The sequence below is a fragment of the Pseudomonas sp. St290 genome (assembly GCF_018325805.1).
Classification (GTDB): Bacteria; Pseudomonadota; Gammaproteobacteria; order Pseudomonadales; family Pseudomonadaceae; genus Aquipseudomonas; species Aquipseudomonas bijieensis.
Genome location: NZ_AP014703.1, coordinates 2,838,908 through 2,862,260 on the forward strand (window position 1 = coordinate 2,838,908; position 23,353 = coordinate 2,862,260).

A 23,353-nucleotide genomic window follows, 5' to 3' on the forward strand; every position below is an offset into this window, starting at 1 on the left:
TCAGGCGATCTCCGGCTGACGAAGGCGGGTTTCGATCCGTTGCACGGCCAGGCTCGGTTGGCGCTGCAGGCCACCGTTCCAGTTCAGCCGTGGCGCTGCCTGGCGCTCCAGTTGCAGGGGGCCGGCGCCACGGATCAGCAGCACCAGGGTGCAATCCAGGTCGGGGCCGAAATACAGGGCGTAAAGGCTGGCGAGTAGCGGATGAGTCTCGCCGTTGGGCAGCAATCCGCTGGCCTGGGTCGTGCTCAGCGGGCCAAGGGTCAGACGCACGCCGGCATGCTCGTCCCAGACGCGGGTGCCGGCCACCGCGTTGCGGCCCAGACACAGGTTGCGACCGCCTGGCTGCAAGCGGCTGCGACTGGCCGGGGGGATTTCACGCCAGCCACCTTCGTAGGCGCTCAGTTCCACCGGTAGCGCGAACTGCTCACGGACAATCGCCGCGAACCCGGCCAGTGAGCGCCGGCCATCGGCATACAGCGCGGTGCAGGCCAGTACCGCCGAGTCGGGTGCGGCCTGGCGCTCCTGCAAGGCCTTGGGCAGCAGGCCGGTCAACGCCCGTAGTTGCGCGTGTACGGCGGATGCGCCGGGGGCCGTGAAACCCAGGGCGATGCGATGCTTGCGCATCACCTTGTAAAGCAGGCTGAGCAGTCGATGCTGGAACAGGTCGAGGAATTCCGCCGGGGCATGATCTTTCGCCCGTGCCCGTTGTTGCAGCCATTCCTGGTAGGCGTAGGGCAGCGGGCCGTCCGGGCCACCGAGGCCGAAGATCGGCGTGGTCAGGGTTGGCGGCAGGCCCGGTTCCTGGCCCAGGCTTTGTACTTCACTGGCGGCGAACAACGGCGTCAATGGCCCGCGCAGACGCAACGCCTCGGCATGGGGCGCGGTGCCGCTGCCCAGGGGTTCGGCCTGGGGATGTTCACGTTCGAGCAACAGCAAGGCCTGGAGCCATTCGAAGCGTTGCGGGTCGCGCCGCAGGCGCTGGCTCAGGTTCAGAGCACCAGGGGCTTGCCGGCTTGGGGTTGCCATGTCTTCACCTCCTTGTCGGACTGGACCAGCACGGTGCGCACAAAGCGATTGGCGGTGGCGTAAAGGGAAAAGAACTGCGCCAGTACCCCGGAGAACAGTACGGCGCTGCTGCCGACAAAGTGTTGCGGATCCAACTGCAGGCGCACCTCCAGCCCATTGCGCCAGCCGCGCCAGGCGTCTTCGCCGACATGGGCGATGACCCGGTCGCAGCCCAAACCCAATACCCCTTCGATCTGACGATGGGCGCTGGCTTCATCCCGCAGGTTGTGCAATTGCAGAATCTCGCGCAGTGCATCCAGTGCTTGGGGGCCTTCGACCAGTGACAAATGGTTGAGGGTCAATTGCGACACCAGCCGCCAGCGCGACTCACCGTCCAGGCGTGGCAGGCTCTGTGGGCTGGGTGGGTTGCGCAAGCGGGCCCAGGCCACCGGCCCCGGTCGCTCGAAACCCAGCGGCGTGCCAGCCGGAAGGCTTTGGGCCAGGTGACGGTTGGTGCACAGCAGTTCGGCGGTGAGGCTGTAGTCGCGTGTGTCGGCTTGCGGGTCGAACTGGGTGTCCACCAGGCTCACCATCAAGTCGCTGCCCAGTCGGTTCGGGCTCATGCCGCTGACCCGGCGCGCATGCCAGTAAAGGGACTGGTCGCTGCCATGCTGGCTACCATAGTAGGCCGGTACCTTGCGCACGCCCTGGCTGGACATGGCGCGCATGCCACGGATGCTGTGGATCTCGACGCTGTTTTCCCGATGACTGTCGGCCACCAGCCGGTACTCGCTGCGGGTGCCATCCGGGCGCAGTGGCTCGGAAGTCCGGGGAAACAGATTGATCACCGGCGTGCAGCCCAGGGCGATGTCGCTGGCCTGGATTGGCAAGCGGCTGGGGGGAGGGCGGTCGAAAACGATGTACAGGTACAGGGACGGGCTGTCGCTGATGGCGCCGGCCAGTGGCAGGTCGAAGAAACCGAATTTATCCGGGAAGGCAAAATACTCGGCCAACAGGCGCATGCCTGGATGTACGCCATCCTCGTCCGGCAGCAAGACCTGGTCGCTGGCGAAGCCGACGATCTGCGGCAAGCCGGCCAGTGGTTCCGGCACGCTACCCGGAGCGCCGGCCAGGACCTTGATGGCATGGGCGCCAAGCAGGTCGTACAGGACGGCGTTGATGATCGGTGATGCCGCCAGGTGCACCCGCAGCGAGTCGATTCCCAGCGTCGACCACTGGCTTTCGCCCAGGCACCGCAGCTCCAGGCGCAAGGCCGAGCGGGCCTGGACCACCCCAGTCAGCGCCTGGGCCTCGTCGCTGCCCAGCAACAACGCCTCGCTGACTTCCACCGGCCACAAATGCACGGCGGCGGTGGTGCGAAAATGAATGCTCTGGCCCTTGTCCGTGGTGACGAACAACGGTGTGTCGCGGGGCAGCGGGTAGCCCTCGTTCAAATTGCCTTTGCTCGGGTCGGGTTCGAACTGCACGATGGCGCACGACGGCAAGGGGCGCATGGCCAATGGGTACAGTTGTTCGAGCAGGGCGTCGCTGAATTCGGCGTAGTCGTCATCGAGCCGGCGTTGCAAGCGCGCGGCCAGTAGCGCAAAACCTTCCAGCAGGCGCTCCACGTGCGGGTCGGGGCATTCGTCAGGAGACAGTTCCAGGCGCCGGGCGACTTTTGGGTAACGCTCGGCGAACAGGCTCCCGGCATGCCGCAACCAGGTCAGTTCGCGCTGGTAATAGTCCAGCAGTTGCGGGTCAATCGAGTCGCTCATGTCGTACCTCAAGGCCGTCGCCGGCGTGCTCGATGACAAATGCCACGGGCCAGGCGTGCAGGTCGCCGCGCAGCTCGCCCGACAGCCGTATGCACAATTGCTGCGGATGGCCCGGCACCGGGCAGACCTCGACCTCGCCCAGGCGCAGGCGAGGTTCGAAATGGGTGATGGCCTGGCGGATTTCCCGGGTCAGTTGACGCCTGTCATCGCTGCGCTGCTGTTGCAGCGCAGTCCAGTCGGCGATGCCGTAGTCGAGGATGCTCGGTGGTTCGGTCAGCGCCCGCGGGCCGCGCCGGGTGTTGAACAGGCGCGACAATTCGGCATGAACCGAGTCTTGCAACGCCTGTCGGTCGAACGCCCGAGGGGTATCATCCGCCTGGCTGGCCAGGCGTTCGAACAGGGGCGGGCGTAGCCCGAAGCCAGCCATGGGCGGCGCTTCCTTACTTGGTCATTTTGTTGGCGGCCAGGTCCCAGGTCGTGCCCGCCGTGCCTTCCTTGGTGCCGTCGTCTTTCTGCGCGGTGAGCTCCCATTTGATCTTGGTGAAGTTCAGCGACAGGGTTTCCACCGGTTTACCGCCGGTGCCGCCGCTGACGCTGACGTTGGACAGCACCACGTTGGTCAGGGTGTAGATGATGAACGGCATGAGTTTGCCGCTGCCCTCGGCGGCGTTGCGGCCAATGGTGATGACAGCTTGTGGGATCGGCTTGCCGGCGCAGCAATACTCGTTGAGGGAAGGGGTGGAGCTGTCGATGAATTTGGTCAGGGTGAACTCGCCGATGTGGGGCCGGCCGGAGGTGCGCTCCGAGTTGCTGACGTCATTGGTGACCTGCATCGCCACGTTGTGGCTGTAGGACATGACCTCGATCTTGTCCGTGAAACCCTCCAGCAGGCTGTCGCCCTTGATGTCGCCGCCGAGGTCGAGAATGATTGCATCCATTGTGTGGAACTCCTGAAGTCGAGTGGGGTGTTACCCGATACCGATCCGTTAAAGACGAACGCCGAACCTGTGGCGAGGGGATTTATCCCCGTTGGGCTGCGCAGCAGCCCTGAGCAGTCAGCTCAATCTGCCTGACACACCGGGTTGCTGGTATTCAGGGCCGCTTCGCGCCCCAACGGGGATAAATCCCCTCGCCACAACAAGCCCTCTCGCCATGGGTTTTTATTGATCAGGCAGCCACTGGTGGCGGCAGGGTCGCCACCAGGCGGATCGAGGCGGTCAGTTCCTCAAGCTGGAAGTGCGGCCGCAGGAATACCGTGGCCTTGTAGGCCCCCGGTTTGCCTGCCACTTCCGTCACGTCCACTCGCGCTTCGCGCAACGGGTATTGCGCCTTGATCTCTTGCGGCGCGTTGTCGTTGATCAGCACGTAGTCGGCGATCCAGTTGTTGAGGTAGGTCTGCACGTTATCGCGGGTCATGAAGCTGCCGACCTTGTCGCGCATGATCACCTTCAGGTAATGGGCGAAACGCGAGGCCGCGAGGACATACGGCAACATCGCCGAGATCCGCGCGTTGGCGTTGGCCTCGTTGGTGTTGTAGAGCTTGGCCTTGTTGGTGGTCTGGCCGCCGAAGAACACCGCCACATCGCTGTTTTTCTTGTGGCACAGGGCGATGAAGCCCAGGTCGTTGAGTTCTTTTTCGCGGCGGTCGGTGATCGCCACTTCGGTCGGGCACTTGAGCGACAGGTCCCCGGAACTGGTACGGAAGGTATGGGCGGGCAGGCCTTCGACCGCGCCGCCGCCCTCGGCCCCGCGAATCGCCGCGCACCAGCCATATTTGGCGAAGGCTTCGGTGATGCGTTGCGATAGCGCCCAAGCGGCGTTGCCCCACAGGTATTTGCTGTGGTCGGTACCGTTGACGTCTTCGACGTAGTTGATGCCCTCCACCGGCAAGGTGTCCGGACCATAGGGCAGGCGCAGCAGGAAATGTGGCAGCACCAGGGATACGTAGCGCGAGTCTTCGCTTTCACGGAAGGCGCGCCATTTGATCAGTTCCTGGCTCTCGAAAATCTTCGACAGATCCCTGGGTATCGCCAGTTCGGTGAAGCTGGTCATGTCGAACAAGCGCGGGCTGGCGGCGGCAATGAACGGTGCGTGCGCCGCCGCGGCGACGTTCGACAGTTTTTCCAGCAGGCCGATGTCCTGGGGGTGGCGGCCAAAGGTGTAGTCGCCCACCAGCAGGCTGAACGGATGTCCGCCGAAGGTGCCGTATTCTTCCTCGTAGATTTTCTTGAACAGCGCGCTCTGGTCGAATTCGACGGCTTTTTCCAGGTCGTTCTGCAGTTCTTTCTGGGTGACGTTGAGCAGGCGCAATTTGAGCCGGGTGCTGGTTTCGGTGTTTTGCACCAGCAGGTGCAGGCCGCGCCAGGAGGCCTCGAGTTTTTGCAGGTCGGGGTGGTGCAGCACTTCGTTGAGCTGGGCGCTGATCAACTGATCGATCTGGCTAATGCGGTCGTTGATCATCGCCACGGTGTCCTTGTCGATGGCCATGCCTTCGTCGAGGACCTGGGTAGCAAATTCAGCGAGCATGTCGCGGGCGTAGTCCTGCTGGCTGTCGTCGTGGGCCATGCGGCCTTCGGCGATGATCTTGTCGAGCAGGGACAGGGTCTGGGTCGTGCTCTCGCTGGTTTGAGCGCTGGATGAAGCGGGCATGGCTTTATCTCCCTTGAATGATGAGCACGATCAGGCCTGTGGTTCGGTCGGGGCCGGGTCATCGTTGGCGGCCACCGTCGGCAGCTCTTGCGGCGTATCCTGGGGCCGCGCCGACTTGATCTCTTGCAGGCCTTCGGTGTTGGCGATCACGTCGCGCAGCAGCTTGTCGAGGTCGTCGTTGCCATCGAGCTTGGTCAACAGGTCCCGCAGGCGTTGACGAGCTTCGAACAGCCGGCGCAGCGGCGTGACCTGCTCCACGACCTTGACCGGGTCGAAGTCATCGATGTGACGGAAGTTGAGTTCGATGTTGAGCTTGCTGTCGTCGCCGCTGAGGGTGTTGTTCACCTGGAGCGTGGCGCGGGGGGAGATGGAAGCGAGTACCTCGTTGAAATTATCCCGATCGATTTCCGTGAAGCGCCGCTCGTTGAGCTTGGGCAGCGGCTCCAGTGGCTTGCCCGAAAGGTCGGCCAGAATGCCGACCACCAGTGGCAATTCTTTTTTCTCAATGGCGTTGCCGATTTCCACGTCATAGGTGATCTGGACGCGGGGAGGACGGACTCTGTCGAGCTTGTGCTGGGTACTTTCTGCCATGGCGGCCGACTCCGATGCATGTGGGGGAGCAATGCATCGGGAGGCCCGCTCATCGCATTCCCTTGCTGATCCGCAGGTTGCAAATGGGCGGCAGAAAACCTGTCATTCCCTTGACGAACCTGGTCCATTCAACCCTGTGGGTCGAACTATCCAAGACGCTAGAACAGGTCTATAAAAAAGCAAGCAAAAACAATTTTTGACCGCCGAGAAAAGGAAGATTCATTTTGCGTGGTTTTTTTTGCGGATTTTTTTTGAGCCTGGCGCTCACCGGGTGCTCGCTTTTTGCCCCCAGTGTCGACCTGGACAGCCTGACCCTGGACGTCGCGCCCCGTGCCAATGACGACACGCCGATCGCGGTGGATTTCATCGCCGTGAACGACCCGGACCTGCTCAAGCAGCTATCGGGTATCACCGCCAGCCAGTGGTTCGCCGAGCGCGAACAGTTCCAGCGCGACTATCGTCAACTCATGTCGGTATGGGGGCTGGAGCTGGTTCCAGGGCAATTCATCGATCGCCAACCCTTCCCGCTGGAGGGCCGGCGCGCCGCTGGACTTTTGGTCTTCGCCAGCTATAACACTCCCGGAGCCCACCGGCTTCGGCTGGACGATCAGCACAAGGCCTGGCTGAAGTTCGACAGTCGCGAGATGACCCTCGTGAATGACGGCCAGCAGGGTGACAGTCAGCCTTGAGTAAACCGCGGGCCGCCACGGGCGGCGACATTGGGATGTCGAAGGGAGTCGTATGGGTCTGTTACCTGACGCGGTGTGTTGGCATGAGGGCATGCAGTTACTGCCCCAGCATTTTCAATTACAAGGGCTGCGTGCCGAGGCCTTGGCCGCGCATTTCGCCGGAGCCTGCAATCCCTGGTTCTGGGGTGTCAGCCAATTGGAAGTCGACCCTTCGGCTCTCAGCGCCGGCCAGGTACGACTGTTGCAACTGCAAGGCACCTTGCCGGATGGCTTGCCGGTCAACCTGCAGGCCGGCGTCGGGCCGACCCTGGAGCTGGACATCGGCGAGGCGGTCAACAAGACCGACGACGCCACCGTGACCGTCTACCTGGCCATCAGCCCGCTCTGGCGTGCCGGGCAATTGCTGCCGCTCAAGGGCCGGTTGCAATCGGTGGTCGGCGAGGCGTTGCCGGATCTCACCAGTGGCGAATTTCCTGAATCGATCACTGTCTGGCGTCCGAACCCACGGCTGTGCACGCAACTGAGCAAAGCCGATTCGATCTGCCTGCCGCTGTTGCGTATTCGCAAGGAGGGTGGTGGCTTTTTGCGGGTGCCCTATACGCCGCCCACGCCCGTGCTGCTGCCAGAGTCGGAACTCGGTCGGCGCGTCGCCGGGCTGTGTGCCCGGGCCCGGGAAAAGTGCCTGTTTCTCGCCGGTCGGCTGCGTCAGGCCCAGGCCGCCGGGAACCAGGACGATGCCATGGAAATCCGCCGGCAATTGACCGCGTTGTGGGCGCGGTTGCCGGAAATCGAAGGCGCACTGAACACCCGGGTGGCGACCCCGCAATCGCTCTATGGCTTGCTGCTGGGGTTGGCCGGTGCTTGGTCGGCCCTCGATCCACTGGCGGGCGTGCCGGCCTTCGCACCCCTGGATTTTCTGGAATTGCAGCGCGGCTACGAGCCGCTGCTCGACTGGTTGGAAGATACCCTGGAGCTGGTTCGCGCCGGCTATCGCAGCCTGGCCTTCGAGCGCAATGAGCAGGTGTTCTCGATCCAGTTGCCCGACGATCAGCCGAACCAACGCCTGGTGATCGGTTTGCGCATGCCCAACGGGGCCAGTGAGCAGGCCGCAGCCGAGTGGCTGCGTGGGGCGATCATCGCGTCCGCGCCGCACGTGCCGTTGTTGAGCCGCCAGCGCATGAGTGGCTTGCCCCATCAGGCCATGAGTCGCAACGAACAGGTGGCCTACAGCGTGGGCGATGACACCCGGTTGTTCGTGGTGGCCGCCAGCGGGCAATGGTTCGACGGGCAGTTGCCGTTGCACATCGTGGCGCCGGCGTCGGCCCAGGCCAGCAGCCCGTGGCAAGTGGTGTTGTTCGTGGCGCAAGCCGGTGAAGGTGCCTGATCGCAAAAGGGGAGTCGTATGCCTGACGGAAGTGGCGGGGCGGTTCGGAGTCTGCATGAGGCGCCGCTGAGCAGCGCTTTTCGTCAGGCTTGGCTGAAGTGGTCCCAGGAGTGGCAGGACTTGCCCAAGGACAGCGACCCTGCGGTATTGGTCAATCGGGTGGTGGAGTTTTCCGGACGCAGCGCCCAGCGTCTGTGGCGGGTGGCCTTCGCCACCGTCGGCGATGCCGCCACCGAGCAGGTCAAGGCGCTGGTCTATGCGTTCGTGGCGCTGGTGGACGAAACCTTGCTGTTCACCCCCTGGCCGGGACAACTGGCTTGGCAGCAGCACCCGCTCGAATCGCGTATGTATGCCAGTCGCCAGGCTGGCGAGCGCTTGCCTGCGGCGATCAAGAAACTGCTCGACGAGCAGATGCCCGGTACCCGGGACCTGGCGAATGTCTATCTGCAATGCCTGATCCTCGGCTTTCAGGGGCGGCTGCGCGGTGAGCCCGGTCAGGTCCAGCATGAAAAATGGCGCCTGGCGTTGTTCACCTTTGCCTGGCAGCACGACCCCGATTATGTCGATGTCAGCCAGCGCCTGGCGCTGCCTTCGGCGGCAGCGCCGATGCGTATGCCGGGGCAACAGTCACTGCCGGACGGGGTTCGCCTGGGGCTGGCGATCCTGGCAATGGTGCTGCTGCTGACCGGGCTGGGACAGGTGTTCTGGCGCGATATTGGTTCGGCCCTCGAACCGGTCCTGCAACTGAACGAGTCGGCGGTCCAGGAGCAGGATTCATGAGTCCCCTGAGCGTCTTCGCCCTGGTCTTGCTCGCCATCGTCCTGGTGCTGTTGGTCGTGGCCGGGATCTGGTGGCTGCGTACCCAGGGTGGAGCGGCGATCCGCAGTTTCTATGGGGCGGTGCGCCACATGGAGCAGGAGCAGGGCACCCGGGATCGTTATCAGATGCCCTGGTTGATGATGCTGGGCAACGAAGCGGACGGCGCGCAGCTGTGTGCCCAGTGGCGTTTGCAACCCACCGACAAGGTCGCATGGTTCGGGCGCTGGTGGTCGGATACCGAAGGCGCGGTGCTGGTGGTGCCCCAGGCGTTGTTCTTGCCCGATGAAGGCATGAACCGGCAACGGGGCAATTGGTGGCGCTTGCTGGGATTGATTCTGCGACTGCGCAGCAGACGGCCTCTGGACGCGGTGATCTGGACGGTCCCGCTCGGCAAGCTCGATGACATCGAACATGCCACTGAGTTGAGCCTCAAGGCCCGGCGCGGTTTTATCGACCTTCTGCAACGCTTCGGTCTCAGCCTGCCGGTGTACGTGGTGGTGACTGGGATGGAGCAGTTGCCCGGATTCCAGGAACTGGTCAGCGCGTTGCCTGCCGAGGCCCGGGAATCGACGTTGGGCTGGTCTTCGCCCTACTTGCCGGATGCGGCCTGGCAATCGCAGTGGAGTGACCAGGCGTTGGATCAGGTCAACGCTGCGCTGTCGCAATCGATCATTGAGATCGGTGCGTTGTCGGGACAACTGAGCGCCGATCTTTACGGGTTGCCCGAGCGTTTCGAAGGTTTGCGGCGGACCCTGCAGATTCTGCTGGAGCCGGTTTTCCAAGGTAACACCCAGGGCGAAGCACCGCGTTTTCGGGGTGTCTATTTCACCGCCAGCCAAGCGCCGGCGGTTACAGGAGATGGGTTCGCGGCCACTGACAACGTTCTGCGGCAGACGGTTTTCGCTCGGCAACTGTGGTCACGTCGCTTGGTGGCCGAGCGTGGCCTGGCCCAACCCGTACCGCGTCTGCTGCGTTTGCGCCAGCGCTGGCATCGACTGGCCGGCGCGGTCGCGTTGGTGGTCGGCCTGGTCTGGCTGGGGGGCATGTTGTGGGTCTGGCACGATTCGGTGGAGGAGGCCGAGGAGCTCTCGCGGTTGATCCTCAGTGCCCATAAGAACCATCTGGTGGTCGACTCGGACGAGCCACAACTGGAACCGACCCGGCACAACGTACAGAACTACTGGAACGTCTTGGAAAAAGCCCCGCGCTGGCGCTTCGTCTCGGTGGTCTTTCCCACTTCGTGGTTCTCCTCGGTGGACACGCAATTGGAGCAGGGCTTGCGCCTGACCGCCCGGCACCATTGGGTATTGCCGTTGCGTGACCTGCTGAACTGGGACCTGGAACAACTCAAGTCCATCCGCAACACCGAGCGCCGGGGCAACGTGGAAAGTGAAGACCCGGCGCAATGGCAAAGCTACGTGAAGGCCAAGGATCTGGTGGAGCGGGCTGTGCGCCTGGAGCAACACAATCAGCTGTTCAGCCAGGCGATAAACAACCCCAAGGCGCCGCTGGATGAGCTGGTGCAACTGAGCAACAACGCCCTGTCATTGAACCTCAACACGGGAACCTTGAGCCGGGCGCGGTTCTACAACCGGGTGCTGTTCGATGCGCAAAACACCGACTTGAAAGGGCTGGACCTGAACGCCGTGCGTCCGGCGATTTCCGATAATTTCACCGGCCTGATGCAGCGCTGGCTCGATCATTATTTCCTGGCGGATAACTTCGTGCGCCAGGCCGGCTACCTCAAGCTGCATCTGCAACGGTTGGAGGCGGGGAGTGGTAACTCCTTGAATGAGCTCGAAGACCTGATGGCGCTGATCGATGACTTGCAGACGCTGGTCAGCCTGACCAATTCGGCCTGGGGCCGGGGCAAGGGCCAGGATTTGGTGCCCGGTTACACCCAGATGATGGACAAGGTCAGCCACAGCACCTTGCTTGGCCCGGATATCGAACAGGACCTGGAGAGCCAGGCGGCGAAGTTGCAGCAGAGCTTTCGTGACCAGTGGATCGTCCAGACCGGTTCCCGGGACAATCTGCTGGTGCAACAGGGCAGTGGCCTGCTGGTGCTGCAAGACCATGTCACGGCGCTGGACGGTGCGGTACAAGCCTTGTTCAAGCGTGATTTCGTGGCGTTGGCGTTGCAGAAGGATCCCTCGGGCAGTAATGCCGATTCGATGGGCCAGGGCGACGGCAGCGATGATTTCAGTGTTGCCCTGAACTACTTCGCCAGCTACAAGAGTTACGCCAACGAGGAGCTGCCGCGCATCCCGCCGGATTACCGTGACGCGCTGATGCAGGCCGCTGAAGGCGCCGCGGCCCGGGCCATGTGGTTGAGCCTGGACGAAAGCGACGAGTCGTTGCCCGGCATGGGCTTCAATGTGCAAACGGCCCAGGCGGTTGCGCTGCAAAAAGCTTTCATGGACGTGCACCGTGGCGACCTGGCGATACGTTTCCAGCGTCTGCTCAATCGCCGGGCATTGGCACAGATCAAGAGTGGCCTGGACGAGATCGATGCCCAGCCGCTGTTCAGTCAACGGGCCGATATCCAGCGTTGGGACGGCTCGAAAAACTTCGGCTTGCTGCTCTACGGAGCCAGCGATCCACAAGACCTGAAGCTGAACCTGAACCAGCAATTCGGTGCGATGCTGCAGATCGCCGAGCAGCGAATGCCCGCGCTGGAATGGCTGATCGTCCAGCAGGACAACCTGTCGGCCCTGGAGCACGACCAGGTGGCTCGCTTCATGGCCCTCAACGATGAATTGCTCAAGTACAAGAACCAGAACCCGGCCAGCTCGGCGGCCCAACTGGAACAATTGGTGAGCCGGGACTTTATCGCCATGGACACCACCTCCTGCGCGCAGATCCTGCAGACCTCCAGTTTGCCCGGCGGGCGCGGTGACCTGGCCCTGCGCACCGTCGCGTTGCAGCAGGGCGCCCTGCAACGTTGCCTGTACCTGCAACAGAACCAGGCCGCGACTGCCTGGAATGACCTGGCCAACTATTTCAATCAATACCTGGCCGGACGCTTTCCGTTTTCCCAGGATGTGCGGGCCAGCGATGCCGACCCGGCGCGGGTCCAGCATTTGCTCGAGCTGATCGATACACGCCTGCCCCTGGCCCAGGCCGGGCTGACGTTGAGCCAGGTGCCGGAGCGATTGGCGGCCGAGGATTTTCTCAACCGTTTGAAACAGGCCGGGGCCTGGCTCGGGCCGCTGTTCGTGCGCGACAAGAGTGGCATCCTGGGTGTGGAAATGGACGTGCGCTGGCGTACCGATCGCGATGAAGAGCGCGGCGCCGACCAGGTGATCGCCTGGAGCCTGGACGCCGGCAACCAGCAGATCAGCTACCCCGGCGGCGGCCAGCAGAACCTGCGCTGGATGGTCGGCCAGCCCGTGCGCCTGACTTTGCGTTGGGCCCGCAACGGTTACCAGCGTCCGGCCAACGACCCGTTGCAACCGAACCTGGTGGTGCGCGACCTGGAGGCCGGTTGGGAATACCAGGGGCCATGGTCATTGCTGCGCCTGATGCGCTCGTTGGTGACGAGCCAGCGCCAGCCGAATGTCGACTACACCGATTTTCCCCTGGCCCTGCAATTGCCGGTGACCGCCCAGACCCACGCCCGCACGGCGCAGCAAACGTTGATGTTCGTGCGCCTGTCGTTGATGAGCCAGGGCTCCAAGCTGCCCTTGTCGATCCCACCGCTGCCGACGCGGGCGCCCCGTTCACCTTTCATGGCGACCTCATCGAGTCCCGCCATCGCCACTCGTGAGGAAGGCTTGTGAGCTTGCCGATATCGCCTTTGCCTGAACTGGTCAGCCAATTGCTCGAGCCGATCAGCGCTGAATCGCCTTGTGGCCAGGACCTGCGCTACGAACCGGAATATGATCAGTTGCGCGAATTGCGCCGGGAGGACGACACCAGCCTGCCCACGGGCGTGTGGCAGTCTTCGATCAAGCGCGCCCTATGGCCAGACCTGGAACGACTGGCAACCATGTTGCTGCTGGAACGCAGCAAGGACCTGATGATCAGCGCCTGGCTGGGGGAGGCCTGGTTGCATATGGCAGGGCTGGAGGGGTTGCCGGGTAGCCTGGCGCTGGTGGCGGGGCTGTGTGAGCGCTACCCGGAGCAGTTGCACCCCCAGGCCGATGAAGGCGACCAGTCGTGGCGGGTGATCCCGCTGGAATGGCTGGCCCGTCGCTACAGTGAGGTGTTGCTGACGCGCGTGCCATTGCTCGATGGCCGGGACCAGGAGTTCTCCGGTTTCTGTCTGGACGACTGGCAACGCTTGCAGCGCCAGCAAGTGTTGGGCAACGACAGCAAGAACGCCAAGGCGTCGGCGGAAGCGGCGCGCAATGATCAGAAGAAACTCAGTGAACTGATTCGCAGCACACCCTTGTCATTCTGGTTGCATCGCCAGGGCAGCCTGATGTTGAGCCTGCAACACCTGCAACGGCTCGAAGCCTGGAGCGACGCTTACTTGGGCAACCTGGCCCCAGGCTACAAATCCCTGCGGGATGTGATTCAGGCCTTGCTGGCCCTGGTAGAGGAGTTCATCGCGATGAATCCACAGCAACCCACTGTCTTGCCGGTGCAAACTTCACCCACGGTTACGCTTGAACCTGACCGGGCGCAGGCGAACGTGGCACCTGCCCAGGTTTTCCAGGAGCCGGCCAATCGTGAGGAGGCCTATCGACAGCTACTGGTCATCGCCGGTTACCTGGCCCGTACAGAACCCCACAGCCCGGTGCCCTATCTGATCCGGCGCGGCGTGGAGTGGGGCAACAAGCCGTTGAGCGAGTTGCTGGGGGAACTGATCAGTGCCGATGCCGAATCCCGGCGGTTATGGACATTGCTGGGGGTGCTTTAAGGCTGCGCGTCGGGTAACGGTACTGGCGTCAACACCGGCTTGCCGGAAAAAAACGCGTTCAGGTTCTGGCCCACCAGCTCCACCGTGCCACGCGTTGCTTCCGGCGACAGGCCGGCCACATGGGGCGTCAGCACGACGTTGGGCAGATGTTTCAGCGCGTCGGGCACTTCGGGCTCGTGATCGAACACATCCAGGGCCGCGCCAGCGATTCGCCGTTGCTCCAGGGCGCTGATCAGGTCGGCGGTGGCGACCACGCTGGCACGGGCGATGTTCACCAGGAAACCATTGGGTCCCAAGGCATCGAGGGCCTGTTTGTTGATCAACTGCCGGGTGTCCAGGCCGCCGGGCGTGGCGACGATCAGGAAATCCGAGACGCGGGCCAGTTCCGTGGGCGTGGCGCAGTAGGTGTAGGGTACGTCGTTGCGCATCTGGCGATTGTGGTAGCTGACGCTCATGTCGAACCCGAGGGCGGCCCGCTTGGCGATCGCCATGCCCACCGCGCCCAGGCCCAGCACGCCCAGGCGCTTGCCGGCCAGGGAAGGGCGCATGACCTTGGGCCATTCGCCACGGCGCACGCATGCGTCGGCCCGGGGAATGTCCCGCACCAGCGCCAGCAGCAGCGCCATGGCATGGTCGGCCACCGACGAGGCGTTGACCCCGGCGCCGTTGGTTACCACGATGCCCCGATTGCGCGCGGCCTGCAGGTCCACTTGTTCGTAACCGGCGCCGATCACGCAAATGATCTGCAAATTGGGCAGGGCGGCGATTTCTTCCGCCGTCAAACCCAGGGGGCCGCGGGTCAGCACCGCGCTGAAGCGTTCACCGTGTTCGAAAATCGCTGTCTTGCGTTCGGCAGGCGTGGGCGCCAATTCCAGGTGATACCCCTGCCGCTCAAGAATCGGCAGGTACTCATTGACGGTTTCAACCAGTACCAGAACGGTTGCAGTCATGCTGGGCTCCTGTGGGTGCTGGGGTGATTGCAAGTATTCAACCTGATTGTAGGAGCAGAGGGCAGGGGGGTTGCGGCTTTTTATGTGCATTTCGGTTTTGGTGTCGTTCTTGCGAGGGATTGCTCGCTGTGGCGGCCTGACAGCCGACCTGGCTCTGGCGGTCGTACTGCAATCCAGCTGTGGGAGCGCGACGGTACATCCAACATGAATGTCGATTGATCCTTCGCTTTCGCGAGTACGCTCGCTCTCACAGGGAATGCGGGGGCATCTTTTATGACAGTAATCTGATCCGCATAACCGCTCCTCAGCTAAGTCTTTGCTTCTGCTCGCTAATCCCGGACAATCGCGCCCCTGTTTCGGTCGGGGCGCTGCCTGTCGGGTTTTTCTGACTCGTCCCGACCGGGTGCATGTGACCGGAATACGGAGATCCGCCCGGATGAATGATCAGGCCAATAGCGTCGAAGAGCGCTTTGAAACGACTGTCCCAGCCACCCTCAGCCAATGGAGTCGTCAGGACACCACGTGGATGCTGGGTCTGTTTGGCACCGCGATTGGTGCAGGTACGCTTTTTTTACCGATCAATGCGGGCCTGGGCGGCTTTTGGCCGCTGCTGATCCTGGCGTTGCTGGCGTTCCCCATGACGTTCTATGCCCACCGGGGCCTGACCCGTTTTGTGTTGTCCGGTCGCGACGGTGCGGACATCACCGATGTGGTGGAAGAACATTTCGGCCTCAAGGCCGGTGCGTTGATCACGCTTTTGTACTTCTTTGCCATTTTCCCGATCCTGCTGATCTACAGCGTGGCGTTGACCAACACGGTGGGCAGTTTCCTGGAGCATCAGTTGCATATCCAGGCGCCCCCTCGGGCTGTGCTGTCGTTGGTGCTGATCCTGGGCCTGCTGGCGGTGGTGCGCTGCGGCGAGCAGGCCATCGTCAAGGCCATGAGCCTGATGGTCTACCCGTTCATCGTTGCGCTGTTGTTCCTGGCGGTGTTCCTGATTCCCCACTGGAGCGGCGGCATCCTGACCACGGCGTCCACGCCGCCTGAAGCTTCGGCGTTGCTGCATACCTTGTGGCTGGCGATCCCGGTGATGGTGTTCTCGTTCAACCACTCACCCATCATCTCGGCGTTTGCGGTGGACCAGAAGCGTCGCTATGGTGCCAACGCTGAGGAGCGCAGCTCGCAGATCCTGTCGCGCGCCCATGTGCTGATGGTGGTGATGGTGCTGTTTTTCGTGTTCAGTTGCGTGTTGACCTTGTCCCCGGCACAACTGGCTGAGGCCAAGGCGCAGAATCTGTCGATCCTGTCGTACCTGGCCAACCATTTCAGCAACCCGACTATCGCTTTTGCCGCGCCGTTGATTGCGTTTGTCGCCATTTCCAAATCGTTCCTGGGGCACTACATCGGCGCCAGCGAAGGCCTCAAGGGCCTGATCGTCAAAAGCGGTCGTCGCCCGGCGCCCAAGACCCTGGACCGCCTTACCGCTGCGTTCATGCTGGTGGTGTGCTGGATCGTCGCCACGCTCAACCCGAGCATCCTGGGCATGATCGAAACCCTGGGCGGCCCGGTCATCGCGGCCATCCTGTTCCTGATGCCGATGTATGCCATCCGCAAAGTCCCGGCCATGGCCCGCTATCGTGGCCAGGCGTCGAATGTCTTCGTGGTGCTGGTGGGCCTGGTGGCGATTACTGCGCTGGTCTACTCCCTCTTGGCCTGACCGGACCCTTGTGGGAGCGGGCTTGCTCGCGAAAGTGGTGGGGCGGCTTGCATTGATGTTGGATGTGCTGCTGTCATCGCGAGCAGGCTCGCTCCCACATGGGGTTGTGGGTGTTCATATATTCTCCATTCACCACATATCCCCTGTGGGAGCGAGCCTGCTCGCGATAGCGGTAGCCGGCTAGCATCGGAATCCCAAGCATAAAAAAACGCCGCCCCTCGCAAGAAGGGCGGCGTTTTCAGTCGGGCGTTGAAGCGTTAGGCTTGAACGACCGGGATGTTGGCGTTTGCAGCGGCTTCACGGAACTCGGCGATCTGGTCGAAGCTCAGGTAGCGGTATACGTCCGCTGCCATGCTGTCGATCTTGCCGGCGTATTCCATGTACTCCTCGACGGTCGGCAGGCGACCCAGGATGGACGCAACGGACGCCAGTTCGGCCGAAGCCAGGTAGACGTTCGCGCCGTCACCCAGACGGTTCGGGAAGTTACGGGTCGAAGTCGACACCACGGTGGAGTTCGGCTCGACGCGTGCCTGGTTACCCATGCACAGCGAGCAGCCTGGCATTTCCATCCGTGCGCCGGCCTTGCCGTAGATGCCGTAGTAGCCTTCTTCGGTCAGTTGGTGAGCGTCCATCTTGGTCGGCGGCGACAGCCACAGACGGGTTGGCAGCTGACCCTTGACCTGATCCAGCAGCTTACCGGCAGCGCGGAAGTGACCGATGTTGGTCATGCACGAACCGATGAACACTTCGTCGATCTTCTCGCCAGCAACGCTGGACAGCAGGCGGGCGTCGTCCGGGTCGTTCGGCGCACAGAGCACAGGCTCGCTGATGTCGGCCAGATCGATTTCGATGACTTCGGCGTATTCGGCGTCGGCATCGGCTTCCATCAGTTGCGGGTTGGCGATCCAGGCTTCCATCGCTTGGGCGCGACGCTCCAGGGTACGTGCGTCACCGTAGCCTTCGCCGATCATCCAGCGCAGCAGGGTGATGTTCGATTGCAGGTACTCGGTGATCGACTCTTTCGACAGCTTGATGGTGCAACCGGCAGCCGAACGTTCGGCCGAGGCGTCGGACAATTCGAAAGCCTGTTCCAGGGTCAAGCCTTCCAGGCCTTCGATCTCCAGGATGCGACCGGAGAAGGCGTTTTTCTTGCCTTTCTTCTCGACGGTCAACAGACCCTTCTGGATGGCGAAGTACGGAATGGCATGAACCAGGTCACGCAGGGTGATGCCAGGTTTCATTTTGCCTTTGAAGCGCACCAGGATCGATTCCGGCATGTCCAGCGGCATGACGCCGGTGGCAGCGGCGAACGCGACCAGGCCGGAGCCGGCCGGGAACGAGATGCCCATCGGGAAACGGGTGTGCGAGTCACCACCGGTACCCACAGTGTCTGGCAGCAGCATGCGGTTCAGCCACGAGTGGATGATGCCGTCGCCCGGACGCAGGGAAACACCGCCGCGGGTCATGATGAAGTCAGGCAGGGTGTGGTGGGTGGTCACGTCGATCGGCTTTGGATAAGCCGCGGTGTGGCAGAAGGACTGCATCACCAGGTCAGCCGAGAAGCCCAGGCACGCCAGGTCTTTCAGTTCGTCGCGGGTCATTGGACCGGTGGTGTCCTGGGACCCCACGGTGGTCATTTTCGGTTCGCAGTAGGTGCCAGGACGTACGCCTTTGCCTTCTGCCAGACCGCAAGCCTTGCCGACCATCTTCTGCGCCAGGGTGAAACCCTTGGTGCTTTGAGCGGGAGCTTCAGGCTTCTTGAACAGGTCGAAAGGTGGCAGGCCCAGCTCGGCGCGAGCCTTCTCGGTCAGGCCACGGCCAATGATCAGCGGAATACGACCGCCAGCACGGACTTCGTCCAGCAGCACCGGAGTCTTCATTTCGAAGGTGGTGATGACTTCGTCGGTACCGTGCTTGCAGACTTTGCCGGCATGCGGGTACAGGTCGATCACATCGCCCATGTTCATGTTCGAAACGTCGAACTCGATAGGCAGTGCGCCAGCATCTTCCATGGTGTTGTAGAAGATCGGAGCGATTTTGCTGCCGAAGCAGAAACCGCCAGCGCGCTTGTTCGGCACATAAGGAATGTCGTCGCCGAAGAACCACAGCACCGAGTTGGTCGCCGATTTACGCGAGGAGCCGGTACCAACCACGTCGCCGACGTAGGCGATCGGGAAGCCTTGGCCGCGCATTTCTTCGATTTGCTTCATCGGGCCGGTCTTGCCTTGCTCGTCCGGAACGATGCCGTCACGGGCCATTTTCAGCATGGCCAGGGCGTGCAGCGGGATGTCAGGACGCGACCAGGCGTCTGGAGCAGGGGACAGGTCGTCGGTGTTGGTTTCGCCGGTCACCTTGAATACGCGCAGGCTGATCTTGTCGGCCAGCACCGGGCGCTTCTTGAACCACTCGCCTTCGGCCCAGGATTGCAGCACGGCCTTGGCGTGAACGTTGCCGTTCTTGGCTTTTTCAGCCACGTCGTGGAAGGCATCGAACATCAGCAGGGTGTGCTTGAGTTCTTCGGCGGCTACCGGCGCCAGCTCGGCGTCGTCCAGCAGCTCCACCAGGGTCACGATGTTGTAGCCGCCCTGCATGGTGCCGAGCAGTTCAACGGCACGTTTCTTGTCCAGCAGAGGGGATTGGGCCTGGCCCTTGGCCAGGGCGGACAGGAAGCCGGCCTTGACGTAGGCAGCCTCGTCGACTCCAGGCGGAACGCGATTGGTGATCAGGTCAACGAGGAAAGCTTCTTCGCCAGCCGGAGGATTTTTCAGCAGCTCGATCAGGCCTGCGGTTTGTTCGGCGTTGAGCGGCTGGGGAACGATACCCAGGGCTGCACGCTCTTCGATATGTTTGCGGTAGGCTTCAAGCACAGTTATTACCCTCATCAGTGGTCCCAAATGGGTGTCCGGGACGCTCATCCAGAAACCCACGGTACTCATGCGCGTCGGAGGCTTTTTGAGCCGCCACGCCAGAGTTTCCGTAAGTTCCTCACAGAAGCTGCTTTCAAAGTTTTACGCCTGCAGAACGGGGAGCTGATGAGGGTTGGCGTTGGGCTTTCCCCGCTGGAAAGACCCTTCGCCAACACCGCTCTGAAGGAACGACTGTGCTCGTGACGCTTTGAAAACAGCTTCTAACGGACATTGGCGCCTTAAAAGGCTGGCTGATTCTACGGGAAAAAAAAATTAAAGGTAAGTTGGGCCTGGAAGTTTGAGGGGTGATCAATCTTAGACAAAGGGCTAACATGCCGGCCTGTCCTGCTTTTGCGTGTGCTTTTCCTTATGCCCAACCAGCTCATCAAGACCCCCTGCGTCGGCCTTTGCTCCACTGTCTACGGTGACCTGGTGTGCCGTGGCTGCAAGCGGTTCCACCATGAAGTGATTCACTGGAACGGCTACAACGAGGAGGAGAAACGCGCGGTGTGGATGCGCCTGGAGCAACTGCTGGTGCAGGTGATGGTGGCCAAGTTGGAGGTTTTCGACCCAGGATTGCTGCGCCAGCAACTGGAATCGCGCAAGATCCGCTTCGTGCCGCATCAGTCGGAGTATTGCTGGGCCTATCAGTTGATCGCCCGGGGCGCGCGGGTGATCAACAACCTGGAGGCCTATGGCATGGTGCTGATGCCGGAGTTCCGCGACTGGGAACTGCCGGACCTGCGCGATGCCATTGATCGGGAATTCTTCCTCCTGTCCGAAGCCCATTACCAGCGTTATATCGCACCGGGGTTCCTGAAGGATGCGATCGGCGGCTGAGCTTTAAAGGCATCGCGAGCTTGCTCGCGATGGCGATCTTGAGGATACAAAACCTCAATCCTTGGTCGCCAACTCCACCAGATGATCCTCGACTTCCTGGGGCTTGAGCACCAGCACATCGCTTTCCAGCGTATCGAGTACGGCCTCGGCGGTATTGCCAATCAGGACCCCGGACAACCCCGAGCGGGCCACGGTGCCGATCACCGTCACCGCCGCCTGCAGCTTGCGCGCCATGTAGGGAATCAAGACGTCCGCCGGGCCTTCTTCGATGTGCAAATGCTGGTCGTCGATGTCGAACTCAGCCTGGAACGCGCGGCATTGTTCGCGGTACTTGGCCTCGATGGTTTCCTTGAGTTGGAACGTCGGGTCGGCGGACGAAAGCATCGGCGTCGGGTGGGCACTGATCACATGCAGGTGCGCCTTGGCCAGCAGGGCAATGTCATAGCCGTGATCGATGATGGTGTTATGCAAATGGCGGTGCTCGCCATCGGCATTGCCGACATCGACGGCCGCCAGTATCACCTTGTCTTTCCAGGAACCGGCGGTTTTCACCAGTAGCACCGGGGTCGGGCAGTGGCGCAGCAGCTTCCAGTCTGCCGGGGTCAGCAGGGCTTTTTTCAGCGGGCTGTCGGGGAAGTGCTGCTTGATCACCAGCCCGCAACCTTCGGCCTGCTGCACGTCGATGATGGTTTCGTAGAGACTTTCGTTCCAGGCCTGTTCGGTGGTGACACTGTAGCCGTCCGCCAATAGCGCGGCCTTCAGCACGCTAAGCATGCCGGCATGGTCATGCTTTTTGTCACACACCAGCAGGTGCAGGTGGGCCTGGGTCACTCCGGCGATCAGTTTGGCGCGCTTGAGCGCCAGGCTTTCCGAATGTTCGGGCTCAATGACCACCAGGATGCTGCGAATGGCTTGCATGATCGGCGTTCTCCTGCAATGAAAAGGCTGGCGTTGCTCAACTGTAGTTATTGTTGAGCAGTCTAGTTGCTCTGGGTGAGTCGTCGACTTGACGCATATCAACGGCGGTGGCTGGTGGTCTGGGGGCAGGCCGGTATAATCGGCGCCCTTCGCTCGACTACCTTTTCCCGTGAGCCCCATGAATCTTCCCGAAATTCACGAATTCCTCGGCTGCCGCACCCCCGATGCCTGGGTCCAGGCCGCGCTGGCCGACCAGGAAACGTTGCTGATCGACCACAAGAACTGCGAGTTCAAGGCCGCCAGTACCGCCCTGAGCCTGATCGCCAAGTACCACTCCCATGTCGACCTGATCAACCTGATGTCGCGCCTGGCCCGGGAAGAGCTGGTGCACCACGAGCAGGTCATGCGCCTGATGAAAAAGCGCAAGATTGGCTTGCGCCAGCTCTCCGCCGGGCGTTACGCCTCGGGGCTACGCAAGGTGGTACGCAGCCACGAACCGGTCAAGCTGGTGGACACCCTGGTGGTTGGCGCTTTCATCGAGGCCCGTAGCTGCGAGCGTTTCGAGGCCTTGGTGCCGCACCTGGACGAGGAACTGGGCAAGTTCTATTTCGGCTTGCTGAAAAGTGAAGCCCGGCATTTCCAGGGTTATCTGAAACTGGCTTACCAGTATGGCGACGCCAAGGACATTGCCCAAGTGATCGACAAGGTCCGCGACGCCGAGCGGGAGTTGATCGAGTCACCGGATGTGGAGTTTCGGTTCCACAGTGGTGTGCCGACTTTGTAGTGCTGGGTTACCTGGGCTGACGCCATCGCGAGCAGGCTCGCTCCCACAGGGGATTTTCTGTGTACACACTATTTGTGAGCACTGAAGATCAAATGTGGGAGCGAGCCTGCTCGCGATAGGGCCGTTTGCAGCTCTGCCTCTTAACCGGTCAGTCCCAGGCGCTCATGCCACTGGGCAATCGACTCCTTGGGGTAGACCTCGAACCGCTGATCGCCAGGATGCGCCTCGACTTCCACCCATGGTGCCTTGGAGCCGAGCATCAGGTGGGTGTGCTCCGGCGGCACCGGCAATGGCGTGTCGATGGCTGAGGCAAAGGGGTGAACCAGTTCCGGCCATTCAGGGCTGAATAGCCAGAGCCCCGAACCGCACAGGGCACAGAAATGCCGTTCGGCACTGCTGCGGTGGGCGCGTTTATCGCCTTCGTCCTTGAGCCGCGCATGATAGATCGAGATGTGCTTGCGCCCGCGCACCTTCAGGCTTCGGGCATCGCCCCCCAGATTGATCGCAAAACCGCCGCCACCCTGGGTCTTGCGACAGATCGAGCAGTAGCAGCGCTGGTAGGGGTAGGGATGAGCGCTGTCGAGGGTGAACGACACCGCGCCGCAGTGACAGGAACCTTCTAGCTGCATGGGAACCTCCAATTGGGGATTGGAATGACTCCGGACAGCCTAGACGGTCGGTGTCTTGATCGTTGAATTGAGAGTGACCATGCGACCGCCTTCGCGAGCAAGCCCGCTCCCACAGGGAGTTTGTGTCGGTCGCAAATGTTCTGCCCGCTCTCGGTCAGTGTGGGAGCGGGCTTGCTCGCGAAGACGTCGGTACAGCCAACATTACCTGGGCACTCGCCACAAATACCACGCCGCCACCGTTCGATAAGGGCTCCACGCCCGTCCGTTCTCGACCATTTGCTTGCGGCTGGGCTGTTGCTCCAACCCTTTTAGTCGGCGATAACCTTCGCGTACGCCGAAGTCATCGGCCGGCAGGATGTCGGGTCGTTCCAGGCTGTAGATCAGTAGCATTTCCACGGTCCAGCGCCCGACGCCGCGCAAGCTGACCAGGCGCTCGATCAACGCTTCGTCTTCCATCGCCCGTGCGGTGGCGTAATCCGGCACCACCCCGTCCAGCGCCGCTTGGGCGATGCCCTGGATCGTCGCGATCTTGCTGGCGGAAAACCCACAGGCGCGCAGCTGCGCGGTGTCTGTCGCCAGGATCTGCTCGGGCCTGGGGAAGGTCTGCGCCGGGAACAACGCCAGCAACCGCCCCAGAATCGCATCGCCGGCCTTGGCGTGCAGCTGCTGGTAGGCAATCGCCCGCACCAGGGCTTCATAGGGTTCGCGGGCTGGCTTGGGCAGCAGCAGGCAAGGGCCGATCGCTTCGACATGGCGTCGCCAGTCTTTGTCCAGGCCTGCCAGGAAGACACTGGCGTCGTGGTAGGGCACAGGCATCAGGTGTTCGTACT

19 protein-coding genes are annotated in these 23,353 nt (G+C 62.2%); 8 read left to right on the plus strand and 11 right to left on the minus strand.

What is annotated here, in order from left to right; all coding sequences use genetic code 11:
* From tssG to tssB, 6 genes are all read right to left on the minus strand, one after another.
* Complete coding sequence (gene tssG, locus PBDP_RS12560) at nucleotides 1–1,026, minus strand: type VI secretion system baseplate subunit TssG (RefSeq protein ID WP_109756003.1); 1,026 nt, start codon at nucleotides 1,024–1,026, stop codon at nucleotides 1–3.
* Nucleotides 990–2,780, minus strand: coding sequence for a type VI secretion system baseplate subunit TssF (tssF, locus tag PBDP_RS12565; RefSeq protein ID WP_212802318.1), 1,791 nt, complete (start codon nucleotides 2,778–2,780; stop codon nucleotides 990–992). The genes tssG and tssF overlap by 37 nt, the downstream gene beginning before the upstream one ends.
* Nucleotides 2,764–3,207: a type VI secretion system baseplate subunit TssE gene (gene tssE, locus PBDP_RS12570; RefSeq protein WP_109756005.1), complete on the minus strand. Its 444-nt coding sequence runs from the start codon at nucleotides 3,205–3,207 to the stop codon at nucleotides 2,764–2,766. The genes tssF and tssE overlap by 17 nt, the downstream gene beginning before the upstream one ends.
* Nucleotides 3,208–3,220: 13 nt before the next feature.
* A complete protein-coding gene (locus tag PBDP_RS12575) occupies nucleotides 3,221–3,718 on the minus strand; it encodes an Hcp family type VI secretion system effector (RefSeq protein ID WP_109756006.1) in 498 nt (165 codons plus the stop codon).
* A gap of 229 nt (nucleotides 3,719–3,947) precedes the next feature.
* The gene (gene tssC / locus PBDP_RS12580; protein WP_109756007.1) at nucleotides 3,948–5,429 is read right to left on the minus strand and encodes a type VI secretion system contractile sheath large subunit; all 1,482 of its coding nucleotides are present in this window, start codon (nucleotides 5,427–5,429) and stop codon (nucleotides 3,948–3,950) included.
* Between the two features lie 30 nt (nucleotides 5,430–5,459).
* Nucleotides 5,460–6,020, minus strand: coding sequence for a type VI secretion system contractile sheath small subunit (gene tssB / locus PBDP_RS12585; protein ID WP_212802319.1), 561 nt, complete (start codon nucleotides 6,018–6,020; stop codon nucleotides 5,460–5,462).
* A 224-nt stretch (nucleotides 6,021–6,244) separates the two neighbouring features.
* Here tssB and PBDP_RS12590 point away from each other — a divergent pair, with 224 nt between their 5' ends.
* Genes PBDP_RS12590 through tssA form a run of 5 tightly spaced genes read left to right on the plus strand, consistent with a single transcriptional unit; the run spans nucleotide 6,245 to nucleotide 13,779 of the window.
* Nucleotides 6,245–6,709, plus strand: a complete 465-nt coding sequence (locus PBDP_RS12590; RefSeq protein ID WP_109756010.1) for a type VI secretion protein — start codon at nucleotides 6,245–6,247, stop codon at nucleotides 6,707–6,709.
* A 52-nt stretch (nucleotides 6,710–6,761) separates the two neighbouring features.
* Nucleotides 6,762–8,093 (plus strand): type VI secretion system baseplate subunit TssK, encoded by a 1,332-nt coding sequence (gene tssK, locus PBDP_RS12595; RefSeq protein ID WP_212802320.1) that lies wholly within the window; start codon nucleotides 6,762–6,764, stop codon nucleotides 8,091–8,093.
* An 18-nt stretch (nucleotides 8,094–8,111) separates the two neighbouring features.
* Nucleotides 8,112–8,873: a DotU family type IV/VI secretion system protein gene (locus PBDP_RS12600; RefSeq protein WP_176688057.1), complete on the plus strand. Its 762-nt coding sequence runs from the start codon at nucleotides 8,112–8,114 to the stop codon at nucleotides 8,871–8,873.
* On the plus strand, nucleotides 8,870–12,694 hold the full coding sequence (locus PBDP_RS12605) for a type VI secretion system protein (protein ID WP_212802321.1): 3,825 nt from the start codon (nucleotides 8,870–8,872) through the stop codon (nucleotides 12,692–12,694). Before PBDP_RS12600 ends, PBDP_RS12605 begins: the two co-directional genes overlap by 4 nt.
* Complete coding sequence (gene tssA, locus PBDP_RS12610) at nucleotides 12,691–13,779, plus strand: type VI secretion system protein TssA (protein ID WP_109756014.1); 1,089 nt, start codon at nucleotides 12,691–12,693, stop codon at nucleotides 13,777–13,779. Before PBDP_RS12605 ends, tssA begins: the two co-directional genes overlap by 4 nt.
* Here tssA and PBDP_RS12615 read toward each other — a convergent pair.
* Nucleotides 13,776–14,729 carry a 2-hydroxyacid dehydrogenase gene (locus PBDP_RS12615; protein ID WP_109756015.1) on the minus strand — a complete coding sequence of 318 codons (954 nt, stop codon included), beginning with the start codon at nucleotides 14,727–14,729 and terminating at the stop codon, nucleotides 13,776–13,778. The two genes, tssA and PBDP_RS12615, sit on opposite strands and share 4 nt — an antisense overlap.
* A 436-nt stretch (nucleotides 14,730–15,165) precedes the next feature.
* Here PBDP_RS12615 and PBDP_RS12620 point away from each other — a divergent pair, with 436 nt between their 5' ends.
* Nucleotides 15,166–16,446, plus strand: a complete 1,281-nt coding sequence (locus PBDP_RS12620; protein ID WP_109756016.1) for a serine/threonine transporter — start codon at nucleotides 15,166–15,168, stop codon at nucleotides 16,444–16,446.
* A gap of 257 nt (nucleotides 16,447–16,703) precedes the next feature.
* On the opposite strand, the gene acnB is transcribed toward PBDP_RS12620, so the two are convergent.
* The gene (acnB, locus tag PBDP_RS12625) at nucleotides 16,704–19,313 is read right to left on the minus strand and encodes a bifunctional aconitate hydratase 2/2-methylisocitrate dehydratase (protein WP_109756017.1); all 2,610 of its coding nucleotides are present in this window, start codon (nucleotides 19,311–19,313) and stop codon (nucleotides 16,704–16,706) included.
* 408 nt (nucleotides 19,314–19,721) lie between these two features.
* Between acnB and PBDP_RS12630 the strand changes: the two genes are divergently transcribed.
* Nucleotides 19,722–20,192 carry a DUF1289 domain-containing protein gene (locus PBDP_RS12630; RefSeq protein ID WP_109756018.1) on the plus strand — a complete coding sequence of 157 codons (471 nt, stop codon included), beginning with the start codon at nucleotides 19,722–19,724 and terminating at the stop codon, nucleotides 20,190–20,192.
* 54 nt (nucleotides 20,193–20,246) lie between these two features.
* Here the strand turns inward: PBDP_RS12630 and uspL are convergent, their stop codons facing one another.
* Complete coding sequence (uspL, locus tag PBDP_RS12635) at nucleotides 20,247–21,110, minus strand: universal stress protein UspL (RefSeq protein ID WP_109756019.1); 864 nt, start codon at nucleotides 21,108–21,110, stop codon at nucleotides 20,247–20,249.
* 178 nt (nucleotides 21,111–21,288) lie between these two features.
* On the opposite strand from uspL, the gene PBDP_RS12640 reads away from it, so the two are divergent.
* Complete coding sequence (locus PBDP_RS12640) at nucleotides 21,289–21,894, plus strand: MiaE family protein (protein WP_109756020.1); 606 nt, start codon at nucleotides 21,289–21,291, stop codon at nucleotides 21,892–21,894.
* Nucleotides 21,895–22,034: 140 nt separating this feature from the next.
* Here PBDP_RS12640 and PBDP_RS12645 read toward each other — a convergent pair whose 3' ends face one another.
* Together PBDP_RS12645 and PBDP_RS12650 are read right to left on the minus strand one after the other, a co-directional pair.
* Nucleotides 22,035–22,523, minus strand: coding sequence for a GFA family protein (locus tag PBDP_RS12645; RefSeq protein ID WP_212802322.1), 489 nt, complete (start codon nucleotides 22,521–22,523; stop codon nucleotides 22,035–22,037).
* Nucleotides 22,524–22,724: 201 nt separating this feature from the next.
* Nucleotides 22,725–23,339, minus strand: a complete 615-nt coding sequence (locus PBDP_RS12650) for a DNA-3-methyladenine glycosylase family protein (protein ID WP_212802323.1) — start codon at nucleotides 23,337–23,339, stop codon at nucleotides 22,725–22,727.
* Between the last annotated feature and the right edge of the window lie 14 nt (nucleotides 23,340–23,353).

What these genes read in the sequence shown, in the direction of transcription:
- PBDP_RS12615 (WP_109756015.1), bottom strand. Translation starts at nt 14,729, where the DNA reads ATGACTGCAACCGTTCTGGTACTGGTTGAAACCGTCAATGAGTACCTG.
- tssB (WP_212802319.1), bottom strand. Translation starts at nt 6,020, where the DNA reads ATGGCAGAAAGTACCCAGCACAAGCTCGACAGAGTCCGTCCTCCCCGC.
- PBDP_RS12605 (WP_212802321.1), top strand. Translation starts at nt 8,870, where the DNA reads ATGAGTCCCCTGAGCGTCTTCGCCCTGGTCTTGCTCGCCATCGTCCTG.
- tssE (WP_109756005.1), bottom strand. Translation starts at nt 3,207, where the DNA reads ATGGCTGGCTTCGGGCTACGCCCGCCCCTGTTCGAACGCCTGGCCAGC.
- PBDP_RS12640 (WP_109756020.1), top strand. Translation starts at nt 21,289, where the DNA reads ATGAATCTTCCCGAAATTCACGAATTCCTCGGCTGCCGCACCCCCGAT.
- PBDP_RS12645 (WP_212802322.1), bottom strand. Translation starts at nt 22,523, where the DNA reads ATGCAGCTAGAAGGTTCCTGTCACTGCGGCGCGGTGTCGTTCACCCTC.
- tssC (WP_109756007.1), bottom strand. Translation starts at nt 5,429, where the DNA reads ATGCCCGCTTCATCCAGCGCTCAAACCAGCGAGAGCACGACCCAGACC.
- uspL (WP_109756019.1), bottom strand. Translation starts at nt 21,110, where the DNA reads ATGCAAGCCATTCGCAGCATCCTGGTGGTCATTGAGCCCGAACATTCG.
- PBDP_RS12600 (WP_176688057.1), top strand. Translation starts at nt 8,112, where the DNA reads ATGCCTGACGGAAGTGGCGGGGCGGTTCGGAGTCTGCATGAGGCGCCG.
- tssK (WP_212802320.1), top strand. Translation starts at nt 6,762, where the DNA reads ATGGGTCTGTTACCTGACGCGGTGTGTTGGCATGAGGGCATGCAGTTA.
- PBDP_RS12620 (WP_109756016.1), top strand. Translation starts at nt 15,166, where the DNA reads ATGAATGATCAGGCCAATAGCGTCGAAGAGCGCTTTGAAACGACTGTC.
- tssG (WP_109756003.1), bottom strand. Translation starts at nt 1,026, where the DNA reads ATGGCAACCCCAAGCCGGCAAGCCCCTGGTGCTCTGAACCTGAGCCAG.
- PBDP_RS12630 (WP_109756018.1), top strand. Translation starts at nt 19,722, where the DNA reads ATGCCCAACCAGCTCATCAAGACCCCCTGCGTCGGCCTTTGCTCCACT.
- PBDP_RS12575 (WP_109756006.1), bottom strand. Translation starts at nt 3,718, where the DNA reads ATGGATGCAATCATTCTCGACCTCGGCGGCGACATCAAGGGCGACAGC.
- tssF (WP_212802318.1), bottom strand. Translation starts at nt 2,780, where the DNA reads ATGAGCGACTCGATTGACCCGCAACTGCTGGACTATTACCAGCGCGAA.
- PBDP_RS12650 (WP_212802323.1), bottom strand. Translation starts at nt 23,339, where the DNA reads ATGCCTGTGCCCTACCACGACGCCAGTGTCTTCCTGGCAGGCCTGGAC.